17 protein-coding genes are annotated in these 18967 nt (G+C 69.9%); 13 read left to right on the top strand and 4 right to left on the bottom strand.

Annotated elements, in window-relative coordinates:
• Positions 1-7: 7 nt before the first annotated feature.
• Complete coding sequence (locus WS49_RS03015; RefSeq protein ID WP_059524546.1) at positions 8-1192, bottom strand: MFS transporter; 1185 nt, start codon at positions 1190-1192, stop codon at positions 8-10.
• A 132-nt stretch (positions 1193-1324) separates the two neighbouring features.
• Between WS49_RS03015 and WS49_RS03010 the strand changes: the two genes are divergently transcribed.
• The gene (locus WS49_RS03010; RefSeq protein WP_059524348.1) at positions 1325-1837 is read left to right on the top strand and encodes a MarR family winged helix-turn-helix transcriptional regulator; all 513 of its coding nucleotides are present in this window, start codon (positions 1325-1327) and stop codon (positions 1835-1837) included.
• A 135-nt stretch (positions 1838-1972) separates the two neighbouring features.
• Here the strand turns inward: WS49_RS03010 and WS49_RS03005 are convergent, their stop codons facing one another.
• From WS49_RS03005 to WS49_RS02995, 3 genes are all read right to left on the bottom strand, one after another.
• Complete coding sequence (locus WS49_RS03005) at positions 1973-2677, bottom strand: glutathione S-transferase N-terminal domain-containing protein (protein WP_059524346.1); 705 nt, start codon at positions 2675-2677, stop codon at positions 1973-1975.
• A 231-nt stretch (positions 2678-2908) separates the two neighbouring features.
• Positions 2909-4033, bottom strand: a complete 1125-nt coding sequence (locus WS49_RS03000) for a porin (RefSeq protein ID WP_059449705.1) — start codon at positions 4031-4033, stop codon at positions 2909-2911.
• A 249-nt stretch (positions 4034-4282) separates the two neighbouring features.
• The gene (locus WS49_RS02995) at positions 4283-6976 is read right to left on the bottom strand and encodes a LuxR C-terminal-related transcriptional regulator (protein WP_059524344.1); all 2694 of its coding nucleotides are present in this window, start codon (positions 6974-6976) and stop codon (positions 4283-4285) included.
• A 254-nt stretch (positions 6977-7230) separates the two neighbouring features.
• On the opposite strand from WS49_RS02995, the gene WS49_RS02990 reads away from it, so the two are divergent.
• The 12 genes from WS49_RS02990 (at position 7231) to WS49_RS02935 (ending at position 18763) form a co-directional block, all read left to right on the top strand.
• Entirely contained in the window at positions 7231-8142 is a 912-nt protein-coding gene (locus WS49_RS02990) for a universal stress protein (protein WP_059524342.1), read from the top strand.
• 33 nt (positions 8143-8175) lie between these two features.
• Positions 8176-9156 carry a quinone oxidoreductase family protein gene (locus WS49_RS02985; RefSeq protein ID WP_059524340.1) on the top strand — a complete coding sequence of 327 codons (981 nt, stop codon included), beginning with the start codon at positions 8176-8178 and terminating at the stop codon, positions 9154-9156.
• Positions 9157-9166: 10 nt separating this feature from the next.
• A complete protein-coding gene (locus WS49_RS02980) occupies positions 9167-10015 on the top strand; it encodes a TauD/TfdA dioxygenase family protein (protein ID WP_059524338.1) in 849 nt (282 codons plus the stop codon).
• A 125-nt stretch (positions 10016-10140) separates the two neighbouring features.
• Entirely contained in the window at positions 10141-11196 is a 1056-nt protein-coding gene (locus WS49_RS02975) for a 3-keto-5-aminohexanoate cleavage protein (protein ID WP_059524336.1), read from the top strand.
• 156 nt (positions 11197-11352) lie between these two features.
• Positions 11353-12681: an MFS transporter gene (locus WS49_RS02970; RefSeq protein ID WP_059524334.1), complete on the top strand. Its 1329-nt coding sequence runs from the start codon at positions 11353-11355 to the stop codon at positions 12679-12681.
• A 22-nt stretch (positions 12682-12703) separates the two neighbouring features.
• Positions 12704-13279, top strand: coding sequence for an RBBP9/YdeN family alpha/beta hydrolase (locus WS49_RS02965; RefSeq protein ID WP_059524332.1), 576 nt, complete (start codon positions 12704-12706; stop codon positions 13277-13279).
• A 263-nt stretch (positions 13280-13542) separates the two neighbouring features.
• Positions 13543-14709: an ABC transporter substrate-binding protein gene (locus WS49_RS02960; RefSeq protein ID WP_059524330.1), complete on the top strand. Its 1167-nt coding sequence runs from the start codon at positions 13543-13545 to the stop codon at positions 14707-14709.
• A 49-nt stretch (positions 14710-14758) separates the two neighbouring features.
• A complete protein-coding gene (locus tag WS49_RS02955; RefSeq protein WP_059524328.1) occupies positions 14759-15838 on the top strand; it encodes an ABC transporter ATP-binding protein in 1080 nt (359 codons plus the stop codon).
• 46 nt (positions 15839-15884) lie between these two features.
• Entirely contained in the window at positions 15885-16757 is an 873-nt protein-coding gene (locus WS49_RS02950; protein ID WP_040144198.1) for an ABC transporter permease, read from the top strand.
• On the top strand, positions 16757-17680 hold the full coding sequence (locus WS49_RS02945) for an ABC transporter permease (protein ID WP_059524326.1): 924 nt from the start codon (positions 16757-16759) through the stop codon (positions 17678-17680). The genes WS49_RS02950 and WS49_RS02945 overlap by 1 nt, the downstream gene beginning before the upstream one ends.
• A gap of 182 nt (positions 17681-17862) precedes the next feature.
• Positions 17863-18300: a hypothetical protein gene (locus WS49_RS02940; protein WP_059449716.1), complete on the top strand. Its 438-nt coding sequence runs from the start codon at positions 17863-17865 to the stop codon at positions 18298-18300.
• A 250-nt stretch (positions 18301-18550) separates the two neighbouring features.
• Positions 18551-18763 carry a hypothetical protein gene (locus WS49_RS02935; protein ID WP_059467484.1) on the top strand — a complete coding sequence of 71 codons (213 nt, stop codon included), beginning with the start codon at positions 18551-18553 and terminating at the stop codon, positions 18761-18763.
• The last annotated feature ends 204 nt before the right edge of the window (positions 18764-18967 follow it).

Genomic DNA, 18967 nt, shown 5'->3' with positions numbered 1-18967 from the left:
ACTCGCGCTACGCCCGCGCAACGCGCCGCGCGAACCGCGGCGCGAACCCCGTCGCCAGCGCGAACAGCACGACGCACAGGCAGGCCATCGCGACCCACGCGGGCGACAGATCCGCGAGATGCTGGCGCACGATGCCCGCCGCGAACGGAAACAGCCCCGCGATCAGATAGCCGACGCCCTGCACGAACCCCGTCAACGACGCCGCGTCGGCCGGTGTCGCCGCATGATCGACCGTGACGATCAGCGACAACGGAAACAGCGCGCCGATACCGGCACCCATCAGCAGCGCAGCCGGCAACGCAAGTGCCTGCGGCGCGGCCAGCATCACCAGCAGCCCCGCGAGCAGCGACGCGATCGCCGCGTGCAGCGCGGGCCGGCGATCGGGCAGGCGGTCGATCGTCGCCGAGACCGCGAGCCCCGCGACGACTTCGGCGAGCGTCACGCCGCCGAGCAGGCTGCCGGCCGCGGTCGGCGACCAGCCGAGCCGCATGTAGTACGGCGGCAGCCATGCCAGCACGAGGGTATAGGCGCCCGTCGCGATCCCGAAGAACATCGCGAGCCGCCACGCGCGCGGCGAGCGCGACGGCCGCGCCTGCACCATCGACGCCGACGTCGGCCCGGACACCCACGCGTCGCCGCCCCGGCTGGCCAGCGGCCACGCGAGCGCCGCGAGCGCGGCCGGCAGCGCCCAGCCCGCGAGCGCGACCAGCCAGCCCCAGCGGGCCGCGGCGAACGGCGCGACGACGCTCGCGAGCACCGCACCGCCCATGATCGACGTCGAATAGACGCCCATCGCGCCGCCGATCCGCGTCGCGAAATGCGCCTTCACGAATCCCGGCAGCAACGCCTGCACCATCGCGATCCCGAGGCCCGCGCAGCACGCGCTCGCGAGCAGCAGCCACGCGTGCTGCGCGCCGATGCGCGACGCGCAGGCGAAGCCGATCAGCGCGACGCCCAGCCATACGCCTCCCACGATTCCCGTCACGCGCTGCAGCCGCCGCGCGCTCAACGCGCCCAGGCCCATCAGCAGGATCGGGATCGTGGTCAGCAGGCTCGCCGCGCCGTCGCCGATGCCGGTCGCGCGCTGGATCATGTCGAGCAGCGGACCGATCGCGGCCAGCGCCGGCCGCAGGTTCAGTCCGACCAGCACGATGGCGGCAAGCCGCCATCCGGGAGAAGTGAAGCGATTCATGGAACGGCCCTCGGTATCGGTGCGCGACACCTCCGTCAGGGGTGCCGCGCGTTTTCATGTAAAGTGTCTCGACATCAAGATAAATGCCGATTTATCTCGACGTCAAGATAACTGGTGAGCCGAGGAGGGTTAATGGATCGAGCCGCGCATGCGCTCGCGCAATGGCGCGTCGAGCGCCCGGATCTGGACGCGTCGTCGATGCTCGTGATGGGACGGCTGCAGGAGGCCGCGCTGGTGATCGCGCGCGACGGTCTCAATCCGTTGTTCGCGCGCTACGGGATGCAGCCAGGCGAATTCGACGTGCTGGCGACGCTGCGGCGCAGCGGCGCGCCGTTCGCGCTGACGCCGACCGCGCTGTACGACGCGCTGATGATGTCGTCGGGCGGGATGACCGCGCGCATCGACCGGCTGCAGAAGGCCGGATGGGTCGAGCGTCGGCCGAACCCGGCCGACGGCCGCGGCACGCTCGTCGCGCTGACCGACGCCGGCCGCGCGCTGATCGACGAAGCGGTGGTCGCGCACGTCGACAATCAGCGCGCGATGCTGGCCGCGCTGTCGAAGGCGGAGCAGGCGCAGCTTTCAGCGCTGCTGGCAAAGCTGCTGGCGGGACTGGGGGAAGCGGCGTCGACGTCCGCCGAAAAATAGCGCCGCCGAATCGTCACGTCGAATGAACGCAGCGAGCGGGAAACGAAAACGCCCGAAGGAAGCGGGAGAATCGCCCGCCGCGCGATGCGGCGGGCCAGGAAGAGCGCGGGCCGCGAAGTGCGCCCGCTGCGCGGCTCAGCCGCGTGCGGGGATGTTGAGCCCGCGCGCGACGGCCGGACGCGCGACGAACGCATCGAGCGCCCGCGCGACGTGCTTGAATTCGCCGAAGCCGACCAGGTCGCCCGCTTCGTAGAAACCGACGAGGTTACGCACCCACGGGAAGATCGCGATGTCGGCGATCGTGTACGTGTCGCCCATCACCCACTTGCGGTTCGCCAGATGCGCGTCGAGCACGGCGAGCAGGCGCTTCGATTCGGCGACGTAGCGGTCGCGCGGACGCTTGTCTTCGTAATCGCGGCCCGCGAACTTGTGGAAGAAGCCGACCTGCCCGAACATCGGGCCGATGCCGCCCATCTGGAACATCACCCACTGGATCGTCTCGTAGCGGCCCGCGGGATCCTTCGGGATCAGCTGGCCCGTCTTGTCCGCGAGATAGATCAGGATCGCGCCGGATTCGAACAGCGGCAGCGGCCGCCCGTCCGGGCCGTTCGGATCGATGATCGCCGGGATCTTGTTGTTCGGGTTCAGCGACAGGAATTCGGGCGACAGCTGGTCGTTGGTGTCGAAGCGCACGAGGTGCGGCTCGTACGGCAGGCCGGTTTCCTCGAGCATGATCGACACCTTGACGCCGTTCGGCGTCGGCAGCGAGTACAGCTGCAGACGGTCGGGATGCTGGGCAGGCCATTTCTTCGTGATCGGGAAGGCGGACAGATCGGGCATGGAGGTTCGCTCGTCAACGTGGAGGATCCGCGCTCCGCCGTCCTGCCGCGCATCGCCGACCGCCCCTGACATCGCGACAGGAACGGGACGAACACTTCGACAGACGGGCGGGGCGCGCCGAAAACGCCCACTGTAGCCGATCCCCGCGATCGCTGCAGACGGCGGCCGCGCACCGTGCCCGAGCACCGCCGCACGCCCATCGCGTCGTTGCGGCGTCGCGTCGCCACTTCGTCAGAAGTTGTGCCGCAGCCCGAGCATCGCGGCGGTCGTGCCGACCCCGGGCGCGACCGGCTGCCCGTACACGAGCATCTGGTTCATCGTGCCGCGGTTGTTCACGTGGCCGACCTGCGCATACACCATCGTCCGCTTCGACAGGCTGTAGTCGGCCGTGAGCACGACGGCCGTCGACCGGTTCTCGGCGCGGTTGCGGTCCTTCAGGTAGTACACGGCGGAGGCGACCTGCAGCGCGGGCGTGAAGCGATAGCCGACGCCGGCCGACAGCATGTCGAGGTTCACCTTGTCCGCATGCGACGGATTCCGGCCGTTGCCGTACGACGCCGACACCGAGAAATCGCGGATCGTATATCTCGCGCCGACGTAGACGAAGCGGTTGTTGTCGACGCCGGTCGGCGCGACACCCGGCGCCGGATTCGTGTCGTGACCGTTGTAGTAGACGGCCGATGCATTGAGCCCGTAGTTCGAGTAACGCAGCACGACCGACTCGCGCGTGCCGCCCTGGAACTGCCCGGCGACGCCGCCGGGTGCGTATTCGAGCGCGATCGACGCGCCCGCGAACGTCGGCGACTGATACACCAGCGCATTGCTGTCGTACAGCGCGCCGATCGCGCCGTTGGTGCTCGTTCCCGGCCAGCCGGCCGCGGTGTTCAGGCCGAGCCACGCGGTCAGCACGCTGCCGAAGAACTGCGCGTTGCGCACGTCGGTGTCGGCCATCGCATAGATCATCGGCACGATCTGGCGGCCGGCCGTGAACGTGCCGAACGGCCCCGACACGCCGAGCGACGCCACCTGGTTGAAGATCGCGACGGCGCCCGGCGTGTCGCTCAGCTGCATCTTGCCGGTGCCGCTGTCGAACGAACCCTGCAGCTTGAAGTTGACCTTGTAGCCGCCGCCCAGGTCCTCGCTGCCCTTGATACCCCAGAAGCTCGAATAGATGCCGCCGTCCTTCATGCGGAACACCTTGCCGGTGTTCGGCGCTTTCGGGCCGAACGACGCGGCCGACGTGCTCTGGTACAGCAGGCCCGTGTCGACCACGCCGTACAGCGTGACGGAGGATTGCGCATGCGCGAGCGCCGAACAGCCGGCAAGCGCCGCGAGCGCGGCCAGTTTCGTCTTCATCGAAGTCTCCAGGATCGTAATGGACCGCACGGGATCGAGCCCGGGCGGGTAGAGCGGGGGAAGCATCGAGGCAGGCGGGAAGGCGCGTGAGGCGACGCCGGTGCGAGCCGTGCGGAAAGGTTACGCAACGACGCGCGGCCGCTCCCCCCCATGCGCGGGGGGCAGGGTTGCGGAGAATCGAAGAGCGGCCGGCGACGAGGTGGCCGTCGACGGCCGGGCAAGGCCGCTACGGACGTGCGCAGGCGGCGTTCAAGGCGCGCTTTCGAGCAATCCGAGCACCAGCGCGCGGCGCACCGCGTGCTTGCGCGAGCTGGCGTCGAGCTTGCCGAACAGGTTCTTCAGGTGCCACTTCACGGTTTCCTCGCCGACGGCGAGCGCCACCGCGATCTCCTTGTTCGAGAGGTTGCGCGCGAGCAGTTCGAGAATCGCGCGTTCCTTGGGCGTCAGCACGACGCTCGGCACCGCGCGCGGGCTCGCCGGGCTGCGTGGCGCGGGCGGCACGATGCGCGGCTGCGGCTGCGCGGGCCGCACGGGGCCGTCGCCCGCGGCCGCTTCGTCGCCGAGGCGGCGCGCCCAGTCGGCGACGGCCGGATGCGCGTCGGCGAGCGTGCGCGTGAGGCCGAACATGTCCGCGAGGTTCATCGCCTCGTCGAGCAGCGCGCGGCCGCCGTGCCCGGACTGTTCGAGCGCAAACGCGCTGAGCGCCATGATCTCGATGCGCTCGCGTCCCATGCTCATCTCGCGCGCCAGCACCGCCGCTTCGTCGAGCGCCGCGCACGCATCGTCCCAGCGGCGCGCGGCAAGCGCGGCGCCCGCATGCGCCGTCGCCTGCAGCAGCACGACGGGGCGTCGCCACAGCGGCCCGTGCGACGGAAACTCCGCCGCGGCGATCGCATCGATCCGTTCCACGAGCGCATGGCAGGTCGCCTCGCGATAGCGGGCCGCGTGAATGCGCACCTGCTCGGCGAGACTCGCGACCGACAGGCGCGGCAGCCGGCGCGCGACACCCATCGCGTCGAGCGCCTCGAGCAGGTCGATCGCGCGGTGCTCGACGCCGTGCAGCAGCGCGATGCGCGCGGCCGTCCGGTAGCCGAGCAGCACGGTGTCGGGCGTGCCCGCGTGCTCGAGCACGTCGAGCCGGTTCGCGAGCAGCGCGGCGGCCTGGTCGACGCGATCGGCCTCGTACGCGATCGCCGCGCACATCGCCGCGAGCATGCAGGTCAGCGGATGGCGGCGCCCGAGGTCGGCTTCCGCGCGCGCGAGTGCCGGCGACAACGCGTCGTCCGCGAGCCGGATCTGGCCTTCGCGCAGGTAGCTCAGGCCGGTGATCAGTTCGCCCCAGCGCGCGACGTAGCCGAATCCGGCCGCCGTCTCGCCGCGCGGCGCGGCCTGCTGGAAGCGGCGTGCCTGCGCCGGTTCGCCGACGATGATCGCGCGCGCCGACAGGCGGTTCGCATGCATCTGCGCGAGCCACGTCGCCGCGGGCGGCGCGAAGTCGGCCCACGGTTCGAACAGCTCGACGAACCGGTCGATTTCATCCGCGTAATAGGCCGCCGCGCTGAGAATCAGCGCGCATTCGTAGCGCATCGCGGCCGGCGTGCCGGCATCGGCCAGGATACCGGCGATCTGGCGCCGCGCCTCGACATGGCGCTCGCCGAGTGCCAGCGCCCAGGCGACCGCGATCCGCAGCGTCGGGCGCTTGTCGAGTTCCGCGTCGGGCAGCAGCGCGAGCCAGTCGAGCACGTCGTTGATGCGGCCCTGCTTGATCGCGTCCTCGAGGCAGCGCTGCGCAAGCGCGTATGCCGTGTCGAACTGGCCGGCCGCGTACGCGTGGCGCGCGGCTTCCTCCGTCATCCCGTGCGCGTCGAGCCACGCTGCCGCGCGCGCGTGCAGCGCGCTGCGCTCGGCGTCGGGGCTCGCCGCGAGGCGGTCGCGCAACGTATCGCGCACGAGCGGATGCAGCCGGCACCAGTCGGAATCGTCGGACGCGATGAACAGCGGCGTGTCGCGTGCGAGCCGCGCGAGCCGGTCGGGGGCGTTTGCGTCGTCGAGCAGCGCGGCGCACAGCGACGGATGCAGGCGATCGGCGACGCTCGTGCGCGTGAGGAACGCGGTGTCGTCGGCCGACAAATTCGCGAGCAGCAGCTCGACGAGCCGGTCGCGGGTGCCGTCCATCCGCGCGGCAAGCGCGTCGACGGCCTGACGCGGATCGGCCGAGCGCGCCATCGCGGCCATCGCGAGCTGCAGCCCGAGCGGCCAGCCGTCGACGCGTTCGAACAGGCGCGCGCACGCATCGGCGTCGACCCGCTGCGCAAAGCGCGCGCCGACCAGCGCGATCGTCTCGTCGAGCGTGAAGCGCAGCCAGTCGGGGCCCGCGAGCGTGCATTGCCCGCCGGCGAGCAGGTCGCCGGCCGCGTGATCGAGCCCGCGGCGGGCCGCGACGACCACCCGCAGGTTCTGCGGCGCGTTGTGCAGCACGTAGGTCAGCGCGTCGAGCCCGGCGGGCGGCAGCCGCTCCGCGTCGTCGACGATCAGCAGCGCGTCGATCGACAGTTGCGCGACTTCGGCCAGCCAGGCGGTCAGTCCTTCCAGCGCGCGGGCCGCGCCGTCCGGAATCAGGCGCCCGAAGCCGGGCCGCGCGCAACCGGTGCGCACCGCCTGCACGAGCCCCTGCAGCAGGCGCGGTGCGTCGTCGCGCTCGTCGGCGGACAGCCACACGACCGCGCGGCCGAGCGCGAGGGATTCGCGCCGCCATTGCGCGAGCAGCGAGGTCTTGCCGTAGCCGGCCGGCGCCTGCACGAGCGTGACGGGCCGCGCGTCGAACGCCGGCGCGGCAAGGCTCAGCCGCGCACGCGCGAGCAACTGCGCCGGCACGCGCGGCGCGGTCGTCTTCAGCACGAGTTCGGTGGGGGGCGCGTCGGCGCGATCGGGTGGGTGGGCCATCGGGGCAGGAGTCGGAATCCGGCGATGCCGTGCGGGCCAGCGTCCGGGGTGGGCGTGGGGGGAAGGATCGACCGAACCGCGTTCGCGCGTCAATCCCCCCCGCGACGAGTGGGGCCGCACCGCCGCCCGGTCGATAGCATGGGTTCCGATGCGTGACGAACGCAACCGACGAATGCAACGAGGAGGGACCATGAACATCGTATCGACCGGCGCGCGACGCAGCGCACCGAGCGCCGGATAAGCGGAGCGGCACGATGTATCGCCATCTGCTCGTGACGGTCGACGGCGTGCCCGGCGGCATCGATGCGATCGGCCATGCGCTCGAACTGGCGCGTGCGGTCGGCGCGCGGGTCACGTTCGTGCTGTCCGCCGCCGCGCCTGACTCGCGTTTATCCGGAGCGCGGATGCCGGAACACGGTGCGAAAGTGGAAGCCGCCGCACGGGCGCAGGGCCTGTCCCATGCGATCGCGGGGGCCGGCCATCCGGGGGCCGGCGACGCCTCGCCGGCCACGCTCGCCGGCGAGCTCGGCTGCGACCTGATCGCCGTCGCGGCGCTGTCGCACGATGCCGATGCTGCCGCGACCGCTCAACGGCGGGTGCTGCTGGCGACGAGCGGCGTGCCGGTGCTCGTGTGCCCGGCACGGCGTGCGCCGGCCGAGGCGCGCGTGATGGCCCGCTGTCTCGCGGCGCATCGTGCGCTCGGCGAGCAGCTGCGGGCGCTGACGATCGCGAGCGACAGCCCGGACGCGGCAACGCGGCCGACCGGCGACGCGGGCGGCACGCCGGCGGCGCTGGCATCGCTCGCGGCGCTGCAGAACGCACGCTTCGGCGCGTCCGCCGAAGCACGCCTGTTCGCGGCATTGCGCATGCGGGCGGAGAGCACCGCGGCCGAACTCGACGAGCTCGACCGCCAGCGGCGCCGCGATGCGCACGCGCTCGACGCGCTGGCGCGGCTCGCCGCCGACGGGTTGCCGTCGACCGCGTTCGATGCCGCGCTCGCCGACTATGCGCGCGGTGCGTTCGAGCAGATGGGGCGCATCGAAGGCGTGATTTTCCCGGCCGCGCGGCGCTATCTGGGCGACGCAGACTGGAACGAACTGGACGCGCCCCCGGCGAGCGGCACAGCCGCGACGACGCCGGGCGCGGACGAATCCGACGATGCGTGACGCGCATCCGACTGAATACTTACGGAGAACACGATGGCACATGCAGTGCGATTCCACGAAACCGGCGGCCCCGACGTGCTGCGCTGGGAAGCGGTCGAAGTCGGCGAGCCGGGCGCCGGGCAGGTTCGCCTGCGGCACGAGGCCGTCGGCCTGAATTTCGCCGACACGTACTTCCGCAGCGGCCTGTATCCGGTTCCGCTGCCGGCGGGCATCGGCGTCGAGGCGGCCGGTGTGGTCGAGGCCGTCGGCCCCGGCGTGACGAACGTCGCCGTCGGCGATCGCGTGACCTACACCGGCTTCCTCAACACGCTCGGCGCGTACAGCACCGAACGGCTGATTCCGGCCGCGCCGCTCGTGAAGCTGCCCGCCGGCATCGCATGCGAAACGGCCGCGGCGATGACGATGCGCGGGCTGACTTCGGCCTACCTGCTGCGCCGCATCCACGCGTTCGCGCCGGGCGACACGATCCTGCTGCATGCGGCCGCGGGCGGCGTCGGGCTGATCGTGTCGCAATGGGCGAAGCTGCTCGGGCTCACCGTGATCGGCACCGTGTCGAGCGAACACAAGGCCGCGGTCGCCCGCGCACACGGCTGCGACCACACGATCGACTACAGCCGCGAGGACGTCGCGAAACGCGTGCGCGAACTGACGGACGGCGTCGGCGTCGACGTCGTGTTCGACAGCGTCGGCAAGGACACCTTCGAAGGCTCGCTCGATTCGCTGAAGCGGCGCGGGCTGATGGTCTGCGTCGGCACGGCGTCGGGCCCGATCCCGCCGTTCGACCCGCAGCGCCTCGCGATGAAGGGCTCGCTGTACCTGACGCGCCCGGCGCTGGCCGACTACATCGCCGATCCGGCCGAGAAGAACGACCTGGCCGGCGAACTGTTCGCGCACGTCGCGGCCGGCCGCATCCGGATCGAGATCAACCAGCGTTATGCGCTGCAGGACGCGGCGCAGGCGCACCGCGACCTGGAATCGCGCAAGACGACCGGCTCGTCGGTATTCATCGTCTGAGGAGACGCGCATGCGAGTCGAACCCCTGACCTGTGCGATCGGCGCGGAGTTGCTGGACGTGAGCCTCGCCGACGCCGTGCACGACGACGGCCTGTTCGCCGAGATCCGCGCGCAGCTGCTGCGTCATCGCGTGCTGTTCCTGCGCGACCAGGACATCACGCGCGCCGAGCACGTCGCGTTCGCGCGCCGCTTCGGCGAGCTCGAGGATCATCCGGTCGCCGGCAGCGACCCCGAGCACCCGGGGCTCGTGCGGATCTACAAGTCGCCCGACCAGCCGAACGACCGCTACGAGAATGCGTGGCACAGCGATGCGAGCTGGCGCGTGGCGCCGCCGTTCGGCTGCGTGCTGCGCTGCATCGACGGTCCGCCGGTTGGCGGCGACACGATGTGGGCGAACATGGTGCTCGCGTACGAGCATCTGCCGGAACACGTGAAGCAGCAGATCGCGGACTTGCGCGCGCGTCACAGCATCGAGGCGAGCTTCGGCGCGGCGATGCCGATCGACAAGCGTCTCGCGCTGAAGGCGCAGTATCCGGACGCCGAGCATCCGGTCGTGCGCACGCATCCCGAAACGGGCGAGAAGGTGCTGTACGTGAACGCGTTCACGACGCACTTCACGAACTTCCACACGCCCGGGCGCGTGCGCTACGGGCAGGACGCGAACCCCGGCGCCGGCCAGTTGCTGCAATACCTGATCGGCCAGGCGTATATCCCCGAATACCAGGTGCGCTGGCGCTGGAGGAAGAACAGCGTCGCGATCTGGGACAACCGCGCCACGCAGCATTACGCGGTGATGGACTACCCGCCCTGCGTGCGCAAGATGGAGCGCGCGGGCATCGTCGGCGACGTGCCGTTCTGATCTGAACGCGCCCGCGCCTTAACCGGTTCCTGAAACCCCATGCAACACGCCGGGCCTGCCGCCCGGCGCGACGGGACACGCACGCCCGTACGCCCCGAACACAACGATTCCATCTGGAGGACGACATGCAATTTCTCGACGATTCGCTGCACCCGGAAAACCAGGACAAGGTAGTCATCACGGTCGCGCCGTACGGCCCCGAATGGATGCCCGCGGATTTCCCGGAAGACATTCCGGTGACGATGGACGAGCACGTGCAGAAGGCCGTCGACTGCTACAACGCGGGCGCGACGGTGCTGCACCTGCACGTGCGCGAGCTCGACGGCAAGGGCAGCAAGCGGCTGTCGAAATTCAACGAGCTGCTCGGCCGGTTGCGCGAGGCGGTGCCCGACATGATCCTGCAGGTCGGCGGCTCGATCTCGTTCGCGCCGGAAGGCGACGGCGCGGAAGCGAAATGGCTGTCCGACGACACGCGCCACATGCTCGCCGAGCTGACGCCGAAGCCCGACCAGGTGACGGTCGCGATCAACACCGTGCAGATGAACATCACCGAGCTGATGAACCGCAAGGACATCGCCGGCACGTCGCTGAACGAGGCGGCGCTGTGGGACGCATACCGCGAGATGACCGTGCCGGCCGGCCCCGGCTGGGTCGACGAGCATCTGCGCCGGCTGCAGGCGGCCGGCATCCAGCCGCATTTCCAGCTCACCGGCATGCACGCGCTCGAGACGCTCGAGCGGATCATCCGCCGCGGCGTGTATCGCGGCCCGCTGAACGTCACGTGGGTCGGCATCGGCGGCGGCTTCGACGGCCCGAATCCGTACAACTTCATGGAATTCGTGCGGCGCTGCCCGGACGGCGCGTGCATCACGCTCGAATCGCTGATGAAGAACGTGCTGCCGATCAACACCGTCGCGATGGCGCTGGGGCTGCATCCGCGCTGCGGGATCGAGGACACGATCATCGACCAGAAGGGCAACCGGATGACGTCGGTGCAGCAGGTCGAGCAGTGCGTGCGGATCGCGCGCGAACTCGGCCGCGATATCGCGACCGGCAAGGAGGCGAAGGCGATCTACCGGATCGGCGTGCAGTACGACGGCGTCGACGAAACGCTCGCGCAGCTCGGGATGGCGCCGAACCGCCGGCCCGGCCAGCTGAGCGTGCCGCTGCGCGCGGCCTGACGCACCGCGCATCCGGGCGGCGCGCCCGCGCCGCCCGCCGATCGATGTGGCGCGGCACCCATCCTCGCGCGGTGCGCGAGGCAAGCTCCGACGAACGGAGCGGGGCCGCGCAAGCCGCGCCGGCGCATTGCCGCACCGGCGCCGGAGGAGACACGCATGCTGATTCATCACGTCGAGCCGTCGCTGCAGGACGTGGCGGCCACCGGGCGGCGCGCGCCGGCCTATGCCTGGCTCGTGTTCGGGCTGACCGTCGGCCTGCTGCTGTCGGACTACATGTCGCGGCAGGTGCTCAATGCCGTGTTTCCGCTGCTCAAGCACGCGTGGGGGCTGTCGGACACGCAGCTCGGCTCGCTGTCCGGCGTCGTCGCGCTGCTCGTCGGGCTGCTGACGTTTCCGCTGTCGGTGCTCGCCGACCGCTTCGGCCGCGTGCGCAGCATCGTGCTGATGGCCGCGCTGTGGAGCGTCGCGACGCTCGGCTGCGCGCTGTCGACCAACTACGCCGAAATGCTCGTGGCGCGCGGGCTCGTCGGCCTCGGCGAAGCCGCGTACGGCAGCGTCGGCGTCGCGCTGATCCTCAGCATCTTTCCGGCGCGCCTGCGTGCGACGCTGACCGGCGCGTTCATGGCCGGCGGCGCGTTCGGCTCCGTGTTCGGGATGGCGCTCGGCGGTCTCGTCGGCGCGCATCTCGGCTGGCGCTGGTCGTTCGGCGTGATGGCCGCGCTCGGCATCGTGCTGCTCGTCGCGTACCGCGGCATCGTCACCGAACGGCGGCTCGCGGCATGCCGCGTCGAACCGTGCCGGCCCCATGCCGATGCGCCGCGCGACCTGCGCGGCAACGTGCGCGCGCTGATGTCGGGGCTGTTCGCATCCCGTTCGGTGATCTGCGCGTATGTCGGCAGCGGGCTGCACCTGTTCGTGCCCGGCGCGCTGTTCGCCTGGTTGCCGAGCTACCTGAACCGCTATTACGCGATGGCGCCGGACCGTGCCGCCGTGCTTGCGGCCGGCTTCGTGCTGCTGTCGGGCGTCGGGATGGTCGGCTGCGGGATCGTCACCGACCGCGTCGGACGCGCCGACGGCTCGCGCAAATGGCTGACCGCGATCGCGTATTGCGTGCTGACGGGCGTGTGCCTCGCGATCGCGTTCCGGCTGCCGCCCGGGCCGCTGCAACTCGCGTTGATCTGCGCGGGCATGCTGGTCGGCGCGGGTGCGTCGGGCGCATCGGGCGCGATGGTCGCGAACCTCACGCCGGCCGCGATCCACGCATCGGCGTTCGCCACGCTCACGCTCGCCAACAACCTGCTCGGCATGGCGCCGGGCCCGCTGCTGACGGGGTGGGTCGCCGATCGCGCCGGCCTCGTCGGCGCACTGCAATGGATTCCCGCCGTGCCGCTCGCGGCCGCCGCGTTGTTCGCGATCGGACGCGCGAGCTATGCGGCCGATCTCGCGCGCGTCGAACGCGAACGACGCGCGTCACATCTTTCCTGAACCGAACCCTCCCGGAGGCAGCATGACCCTGGCGACCGCGCCCACCATCCTGATCGTGCCCGGCTTGCGCGATCACGTCGAAGATCACTGGCAGACGCATCTGCAACGGCGCCTGCCGAACGCCCGCGCCGTCGCGCCGCTCGAAGCCGACAAGCTGAGCCGCGCCGCGCGCGTCGCAGCGCTCGATGCGGCGCTGGCCGCGATCGACGGCCCCGTGATCCTCGTCGCGCACAGCGCGGGGGTGATGATCACCGTGCATTGGGCGCTGCAGGCCACGCGGGCCATCGACGGCGCGCTGCTCGCCGCACCGGCCGATCTCGATACGCCGATGCCCGCAGGCTATCCGACACCGGATGCGCTCGACGCGCACGGCTGGACGCCGGTGCCGACCCGGCCGCTGCCGTTTCCGAGCATCGTGGCCGCGAGCCGCAACGATCCGCTCGCGCGATTCGAACGCACGCAGGCGCTGGCAGCCGGGTGGGGCAGCCGGCTCGTCGATCTCGGCGAAGTCGGACACCTGAACCCGGCTTCGGGTTTCGGCGAATGGCAGGATGCGGAGCGATTGATCGGGGAGGTGATCGCGCTCCGTGCGGCCTGAGCGCCGTCCGCAACGCGCCGCGCACGCTTTTCATGCCGGCGCGTCCGTCCGAACCGATTCCGGTTCGGCGTCCGTTGATATACGACGTCCTAACATGCGACGTATCCGTCGCATTGGCCAACAAGCACATCCTCGACAAACGGAAGGTTTTTGTTAGGGAAATTCCCGCCCCGCGCGGGTCGGTTTTTTGTTGACCGACATCGTATAACGCCGTCATGATTTCCCGAAAGAACGGTCCCATCCACCGACCGAAGCGAGGAGACATGAACACCACCACGATCGCGCGCCGTGTCCGCCGGATCGCCCTGGCGCTGGGCCTGACGCTGCCGGCCGCGGCCGCCGTCGCGGCTCCCGTGTCGCTGAATGTCGTCGACGTCGCGGGCAACCTGCAGCTCACGCAGAAGGCCATCGAGGCGTTCAAGGAAAAGAATCCGAATCTCGTCTCGAACGTCACGTTCACGAACGCGCCCGCGCCACAGTTGCCGGGCAAGATCAAGGCGATGCAGGCCGCGGGACGGGCCGACATCGACCTCGTGCTGACGGGCACCGACGCGCTGGCCGCCGGCATCGAGCAGAACCTGTGGCTAAAGCTGCTGCCCGACAGCGCGGGCGCGTTCCCCGGCGTGCTCGACAAATACGCGCCCGGCCCGCGCAAGATGCAGGATCTCGCGCAGGGCTTCGGTCTCGAAGTGACCTACATGCCGGCCGGCCCGCTGCTCGAATACAACCCGGCGAAGGTCAGCGATCCGCCGAAGACGCCCGAGCAGCTGCTCGCGTGGTGCAAGGCGCATCCGAACAAGCTGATCTACGCGCGCCCGGCGAACTCGGGCCCCGGCCGCACCTTCCTGATGGGGCTGCCGTACGTGCTCGGCGACAAGAACCCGCAAGACCCGATCAACGGCTGGGACAAGACCTGGGCGTTCCTGAAGCAGCTCAACGACTGCGTGCCGTACTACCCGGGCGGCACGTCGGCCGTGATGAAGGAGCTCGGCGAAGGCACGCGCGACATGACGGTGACCGTGACCGGCTGGGACCTCAATCCGCGCGCGCTCGGCATCGTGCCGGCCGACTTCCGGGTCCAGGCATTCGACAACATGACGTGGGTCAACGACGCGCACTTCATGGTGATTCCGAAGGGCGTCGCGAAGGACAAGCTCGACGTGCTGTTCAAGCTGATGAACTTCCTGCTCGAACCGGCGCAGCAGGCGATGACCTACGACGACGGCTACTTCTATCCGGGCCCGGCGGTGAAGGGCGTGACGCTCGAGATGGCGCCCGCGCACAGCCAGGAGGTGATCCGGAAGTTCGGCCGCCCCGAGTACGCGAAGCTGCTCGCGGATCGGCCGCACGTGCAGCCGCTCAACGCGCAGGCGATGGTCGCCGCGTTCCAGAAGTGGGACCGCGAGATCGGTTCGCAGAAGTCGAAATGACGCATGAACCCGCGGGCGCCGCGGCGCCCGCGCCGACGGAGTTCGCGTAATGAAGCACAGTTTCGAACGCTTGCGGCTCGACGGCGTGTGCCGCAGCTTCACCAATGCGGAGGGCGCGCAGGTCGCCGCACTGAACGGGCTCGATCTCGACATCCGGCGCGGCGAGTTCATCGCGCTGCTCGGCCCGTCGGGCTGCGGCAAGTCGACCGCGCTGAACTGCATCGCCGGGCTGCAGCCGCTCACGAGCGGCGGCATCTGGCTCGACGATACGCGCATCGACGTATTGCCGCCCGAGCGCCGCGGCTTCGGCATGGTGTTCCAGAACTACGCGCTGTTTCCGCACATGTCGGTGCTCGAAAACGTCGGCTTCGGGCTGAAGATGCGCGGCGTGCCGAAGCAGGAAACGCGGCGGCGCGCGCAGCAGGCGCTCGAACTCGTGCAGCTCGTCGGCCACGAGGGCAAGCTGCCCGGGCAACTGTCGGGCGGGCAGCAGCAGCGCGTCGCGATCGCGCGCGCGATCGTCATCGAGCCGCCGCTCGTGCTGATGGACGAGCCGCTGTCGAACCTCGACACGAAGCTGCGCATCGAGATGCGTGCCGAGATCCGCCGCATCCACACGCAGCTCGAACGCGCGACGATCTACGTGACGCACGACCAGGACGAGGCGCTGTCGATGGCCGACCGGATCGTCGTGATGAAGGAGGGCGTCGTGCAGCAGGTCGCGTCGCCGAAAGACGTGTACACGCGCCCGCACAACCTGCACGTCGCACGCTTCATGGGCTATCGCAACGTGCTGCCGTTCACGCTCGAAGGGATGGCCGGCGACTGCGTGAACGTCGCCGCGGCGGGCGTGCGCATCGCGGGCGTGCCGATGGCCGGTTTCGACGGCAAGGACGTCGTGGTCGCGCTGCGCCCCGACGACATCGAGCGGGCGGAAGAAGGGGCCGACAACGCATTCGATGCGACCGTCGAAACGGTCGAATACGGCGGCCGCGACTCACTCATCCGCGCGATCACGCCGTTCGGGCCGATCTGGGCGCGGGTCGCCGGCGAATTCGCGGAGGGCGAGCGGTTGCGGCTGCGCGTCGCGCCGGCGCGCACGCTCGTCTATGCGGGAGACGCGCAATGAACGGCCGCCGCGCCGCGTGCGCGGCCGCGCGCCGCCCGGAGGCCGCATGAGCACGCTCGCGACCGGCGGCGCGCCGCGCGACGCGAAGGCGTGGCTCGTCACGCCGGCGCTCGCGTTCATCGTCGCGCTGTTCATCTATCCGTTCGCGTACGGCCTGGTCCTGTCGTTCCAGCCGATGAACGGCGGCGGCGCGCTCGCGAACTACGTGCAGTTCTTCACCGACACCGCGATGTGGCCGACCGTGCTCGTCACGCTGAAGCTCGCGGTGCCGGCGACGCTGATCAACGTCGGCATCTCGGTGCCCGTCGCGTTCGCGCTGCGCCGCAACTCGCCGTACCAGAAGTTCGTCACGACGCTGCTCGTGATTCCCGTCACGCTCGGCACGGTGCTCGTCGCCGACGGGATGCTCACGTATTTCGGACCGAACGGCTGGTTTCCGCAGGCGCTGCAGGGGCTGCACCTGTACACGGACGAAGTGCGCCTCACGCACAATTATTGGGGCGTGCTGCTGTCGCTGATCGTGTCGGGTTTTCCGTTCGCGTTCCTGCTGATGCTGTCGTACATCAGCGGCATCGACCCGACGCTCGCGCGCGCCGCGGCGACGCTCGGCGCGAACCCGTGGCAGCAGTTCCGGCGGATCTACCTGCCGCTGCTCGTGCCGGGGCTCACGATGGCCGCATGTCTGTCGTTCGTGCAGGCGTTCTCGGTGTTCCCGTCGGCCGTGCTGCTCGGCGCGCCGGCCGGGCCGACGCGCGTGATCTCGATCGCGGCCGCCGAAGCCGCGTTCGAGAGCTACGACTATTCGCTCGCATCGGCGATCGCGATCGTGATGGGCTTCGTGCAGTTGCTGGTGGTCGCGTCGATGCTCGGCGCGCGCCGCTTCTTCTATACCGGTCCGGTCACGGGAGGCAAGGGCTGATGGCGACCGACAATCATGCGTCGCCGGCATGGCCGCCGAAGCACAGCCCGCCCGGCGCGCAGCCCGTCAACGCGATGAAGCCGCGGAAACTGCGCGACAGCCTCGCCGGCCGCGCGTGGAAGGCGCTCGTGTGGGGGCTGATGGCGTTCTTCCTGCTGAACGTGATGCTGCTGATCGCGACCGTCGCGGTCAACTCGGTCGCGACGCGCTGGTTCGGCACGCCGCTGCCGCAGGGCTTCACGCTGCACTGGTATGCGAAGGCGTGGGAAGACTTCCAGCTCGCCAGCGTGCTGTGGGTGACCGTCGAAGTCGTCGGCGCGGTCGTGCTGCTGTCGGTCGCGCTCGGCGTGCCGGCCGCCTATGCGCTCGCGCGCGTGCAGTTCCGCGGCAAGCGCTTCGCGCTGCTGGTGTTCCTGCTGCCGCTGATGGTGCCGCCCGTCACGTACGGGATCCCGATGGCGACCGTGATGTACAAGGTCGGGCTCGCCGGCACGCTGCCCGGCGTGATCCTCGCGAACCTCGTGCCGGCGCTGCCGTTCGTGATCCTCGTGATGACGCCGTTCATCGAGCAGATCGATCCGAATCTCGAAGCCGCCGCGCGCATCTTCGGCGCGAACACGTGGCGCTATTTCCGCTACGTGCTGCTGCCGCTGCTGGTGCCCGGCATGCTCGCGGCCGGGCTGCTCGTGCTGGTGCGCACGATCGGGATGTTCGAGCTGACCTTCTTCACCGCGGGCCCGAGCACGCAGACGCTCGTCGTCGCGCTGTATTACGCGGTGTTCTCGACCGGCGTGCGCGCACCGCAGTCGATCGACGCGATGGCGATGATCTACATGGCCATCACGCTCGTGTGGGTCGTGATCGCGCTGCAGTTCGTGAGCCCGACGCAGCTCGTGAGTCGCGTGAAGCAGGAGCGGCAGTAGCCGCGCACGAAAGCGGCGGGGCAGCGGGGCGCTCGCGCCGTTCCTGCCGTCCGTGCAATTGGTTACAAATGGATACCGCGAACCACGCGCGGACGTTGCAGACTACGCGGCATACCGGCTCGGCGATGCTTAAACGGCCATCGCCGCATGCCGCCCGACGTTCACCCGATTCGCGGAGTTCCATGAAGTTTCCCACGCTGCTGACGCTCGGCTGTGCCGCCACGCTGCTCGCCGCCTGCCACCTGCTCCACGACGGCCCCGGATCGAGCGACGTCGATGCCGCGGTGCGCCGCGCGCTCGAAGCGGAAAACCACGGCGGCCTGAACGCGCTGTTCGGCCAGCCGCTGCCCGTGTCGGCCGACGTGATCTCGGCGAAGCCCGACGGCGACTGCAGGAAGACCGGCGAACGCACCTACGCGTGCGACGTCGTGATCACGTGGCGCAACAGCGATTACACGCCGTCGCGTGCGAACCTGACCTTCGTGCAGGCCGCCGACGGTTCGTGGCAGACCTCGGGCGTCGACGCCGCCATCGCGACCGGCGCCGCCAAGTCGCTGATCGACAAGATCGGCAAGGCATGGCCGGGCAACGCGGCCAGCGGTGCATCGGCACCGCAATGACGCGCCGGCGACGGGCTTCGTCGCCGCTCCTGCCGAAATGCCGTGCGGACGATGCGTGCCGAACCGTCGCCTGCGTTCCGTTGAAGGCGACAGTCCCTTCGTCTTGTCCGATGCTCGAACCCTGTGTCACGGTGAAAAAGGGCGCAAACACCGCCTGCCATCGGTCGAAGCCATCCTCGGTATGCGGGTCGACATATAGGGAAAACCCTTAATTCGAGATATAATCCCGGGCTAGAAGAAAGGTCGAACCATGCCCGAACGTTTCCAATCCCTTGAAAAATTCGTGTTTTCCCTGGTCGTGATGTCCGCGGTCTTCTGCTCCGCATTCCTCGCGTACGAGCGTCACCCCGAGATCAAGATCGCGCTGCACGAAGGCGAAGCGCTGATGCGCGAAAGCGCCAAGTATTCGGTCATCTGCTCGCCGTCCAAGGTCGATCCTTGCGTCGAGATGTCCGCTTACTGAGCCTCGTCTCGCATTGACGCAGCGCCGCTGATTCCCGCCGACGCGCGGCCGATGGCCGACACGCGTCGGCGGTGCGCATCGCGCACCCGCGCATGCCGGTGCCCGCCGCGCAGCGCCTGAAACCCCGCTTCTCCGCTTCCCCGATTCTCCGATTCCGCCGCGGCGTCCTGTCCGCAATGCGTCGTCGCGTCTTTCTCCCCGCTC

The organism is Burkholderia sp. RF7-non_BP4, from assembly GCF_001521935.1.
In the GTDB taxonomy this organism is placed as follows: Bacteria; Pseudomonadota; Gammaproteobacteria; order Burkholderiales; family Burkholderiaceae; genus Burkholderia; species Burkholderia diffusa.
Note: the sequence above shows the minus strand (reverse complement) of the source record. Positions and strands in the feature narration are given on the sequence as shown.

Bases quoted from the DNA above. Each gene is read 5' to 3' on its own strand.
- WS49_RS03015 (WP_059524546.1), bottom strand. From the start codon at position 1,192: ATGAATCGCTTCACTTCTCCCGGATGGCGGCTTGCCGCCATCGTGCTG.
- WS49_RS03010 (WP_059524348.1), top strand. From the start codon at position 1,325: ATGGATCGAGCCGCGCATGCGCTCGCGCAATGGCGCGTCGAGCGCCCG.
- WS49_RS03005 (WP_059524346.1), bottom strand. From the start codon at position 2,677: ATGCCCGATCTGTCCGCCTTCCCGATCACGAAGAAATGGCCTGCCCAG.
- WS49_RS03000 (WP_059449705.1), bottom strand. From the start codon at position 4,033: ATGAAGACGAAACTGGCCGCGCTCGCGGCGCTTGCCGGCTGTTCGGCG.
- WS49_RS02995 (WP_059524344.1), bottom strand. From the start codon at position 6,976: ATGGCCCACCCACCCGATCGCGCCGACGCGCCCCCCACCGAACTCGTG.
- WS49_RS02990 (WP_059524342.1), top strand. From the start codon at position 7,231: ATGTATCGCCATCTGCTCGTGACGGTCGACGGCGTGCCCGGCGGCATC.
- WS49_RS02985 (WP_059524340.1), top strand. From the start codon at position 8,176: ATGGCACATGCAGTGCGATTCCACGAAACCGGCGGCCCCGACGTGCTG.
- WS49_RS02980 (WP_059524338.1), top strand. From the start codon at position 9,167: ATGCGAGTCGAACCCCTGACCTGTGCGATCGGCGCGGAGTTGCTGGAC.
- WS49_RS02975 (WP_059524336.1), top strand. From the start codon at position 10,141: ATGCAATTTCTCGACGATTCGCTGCACCCGGAAAACCAGGACAAGGTA.
- WS49_RS02970 (WP_059524334.1), top strand. From the start codon at position 11,353: ATGCTGATTCATCACGTCGAGCCGTCGCTGCAGGACGTGGCGGCCACC.
- WS49_RS02965 (WP_059524332.1), top strand. From the start codon at position 12,704: ATGACCCTGGCGACCGCGCCCACCATCCTGATCGTGCCCGGCTTGCGC.
- WS49_RS02960 (WP_059524330.1), top strand. From the start codon at position 13,543: ATGAACACCACCACGATCGCGCGCCGTGTCCGCCGGATCGCCCTGGCG.
- WS49_RS02955 (WP_059524328.1), top strand. From the start codon at position 14,759: ATGAAGCACAGTTTCGAACGCTTGCGGCTCGACGGCGTGTGCCGCAGC.
- WS49_RS02950 (WP_040144198.1), top strand. From the start codon at position 15,885: ATGAGCACGCTCGCGACCGGCGGCGCGCCGCGCGACGCGAAGGCGTGG.
- WS49_RS02945 (WP_059524326.1), top strand. From the start codon at position 16,757: ATGGCGACCGACAATCATGCGTCGCCGGCATGGCCGCCGAAGCACAGC.
- WS49_RS02940 (WP_059449716.1), top strand. From the start codon at position 17,863: ATGAAGTTTCCCACGCTGCTGACGCTCGGCTGTGCCGCCACGCTGCTC.
- WS49_RS02935 (WP_059467484.1), top strand. From the start codon at position 18,551: ATGCCCGAACGTTTCCAATCCCTTGAAAAATTCGTGTTTTCCCTGGTC.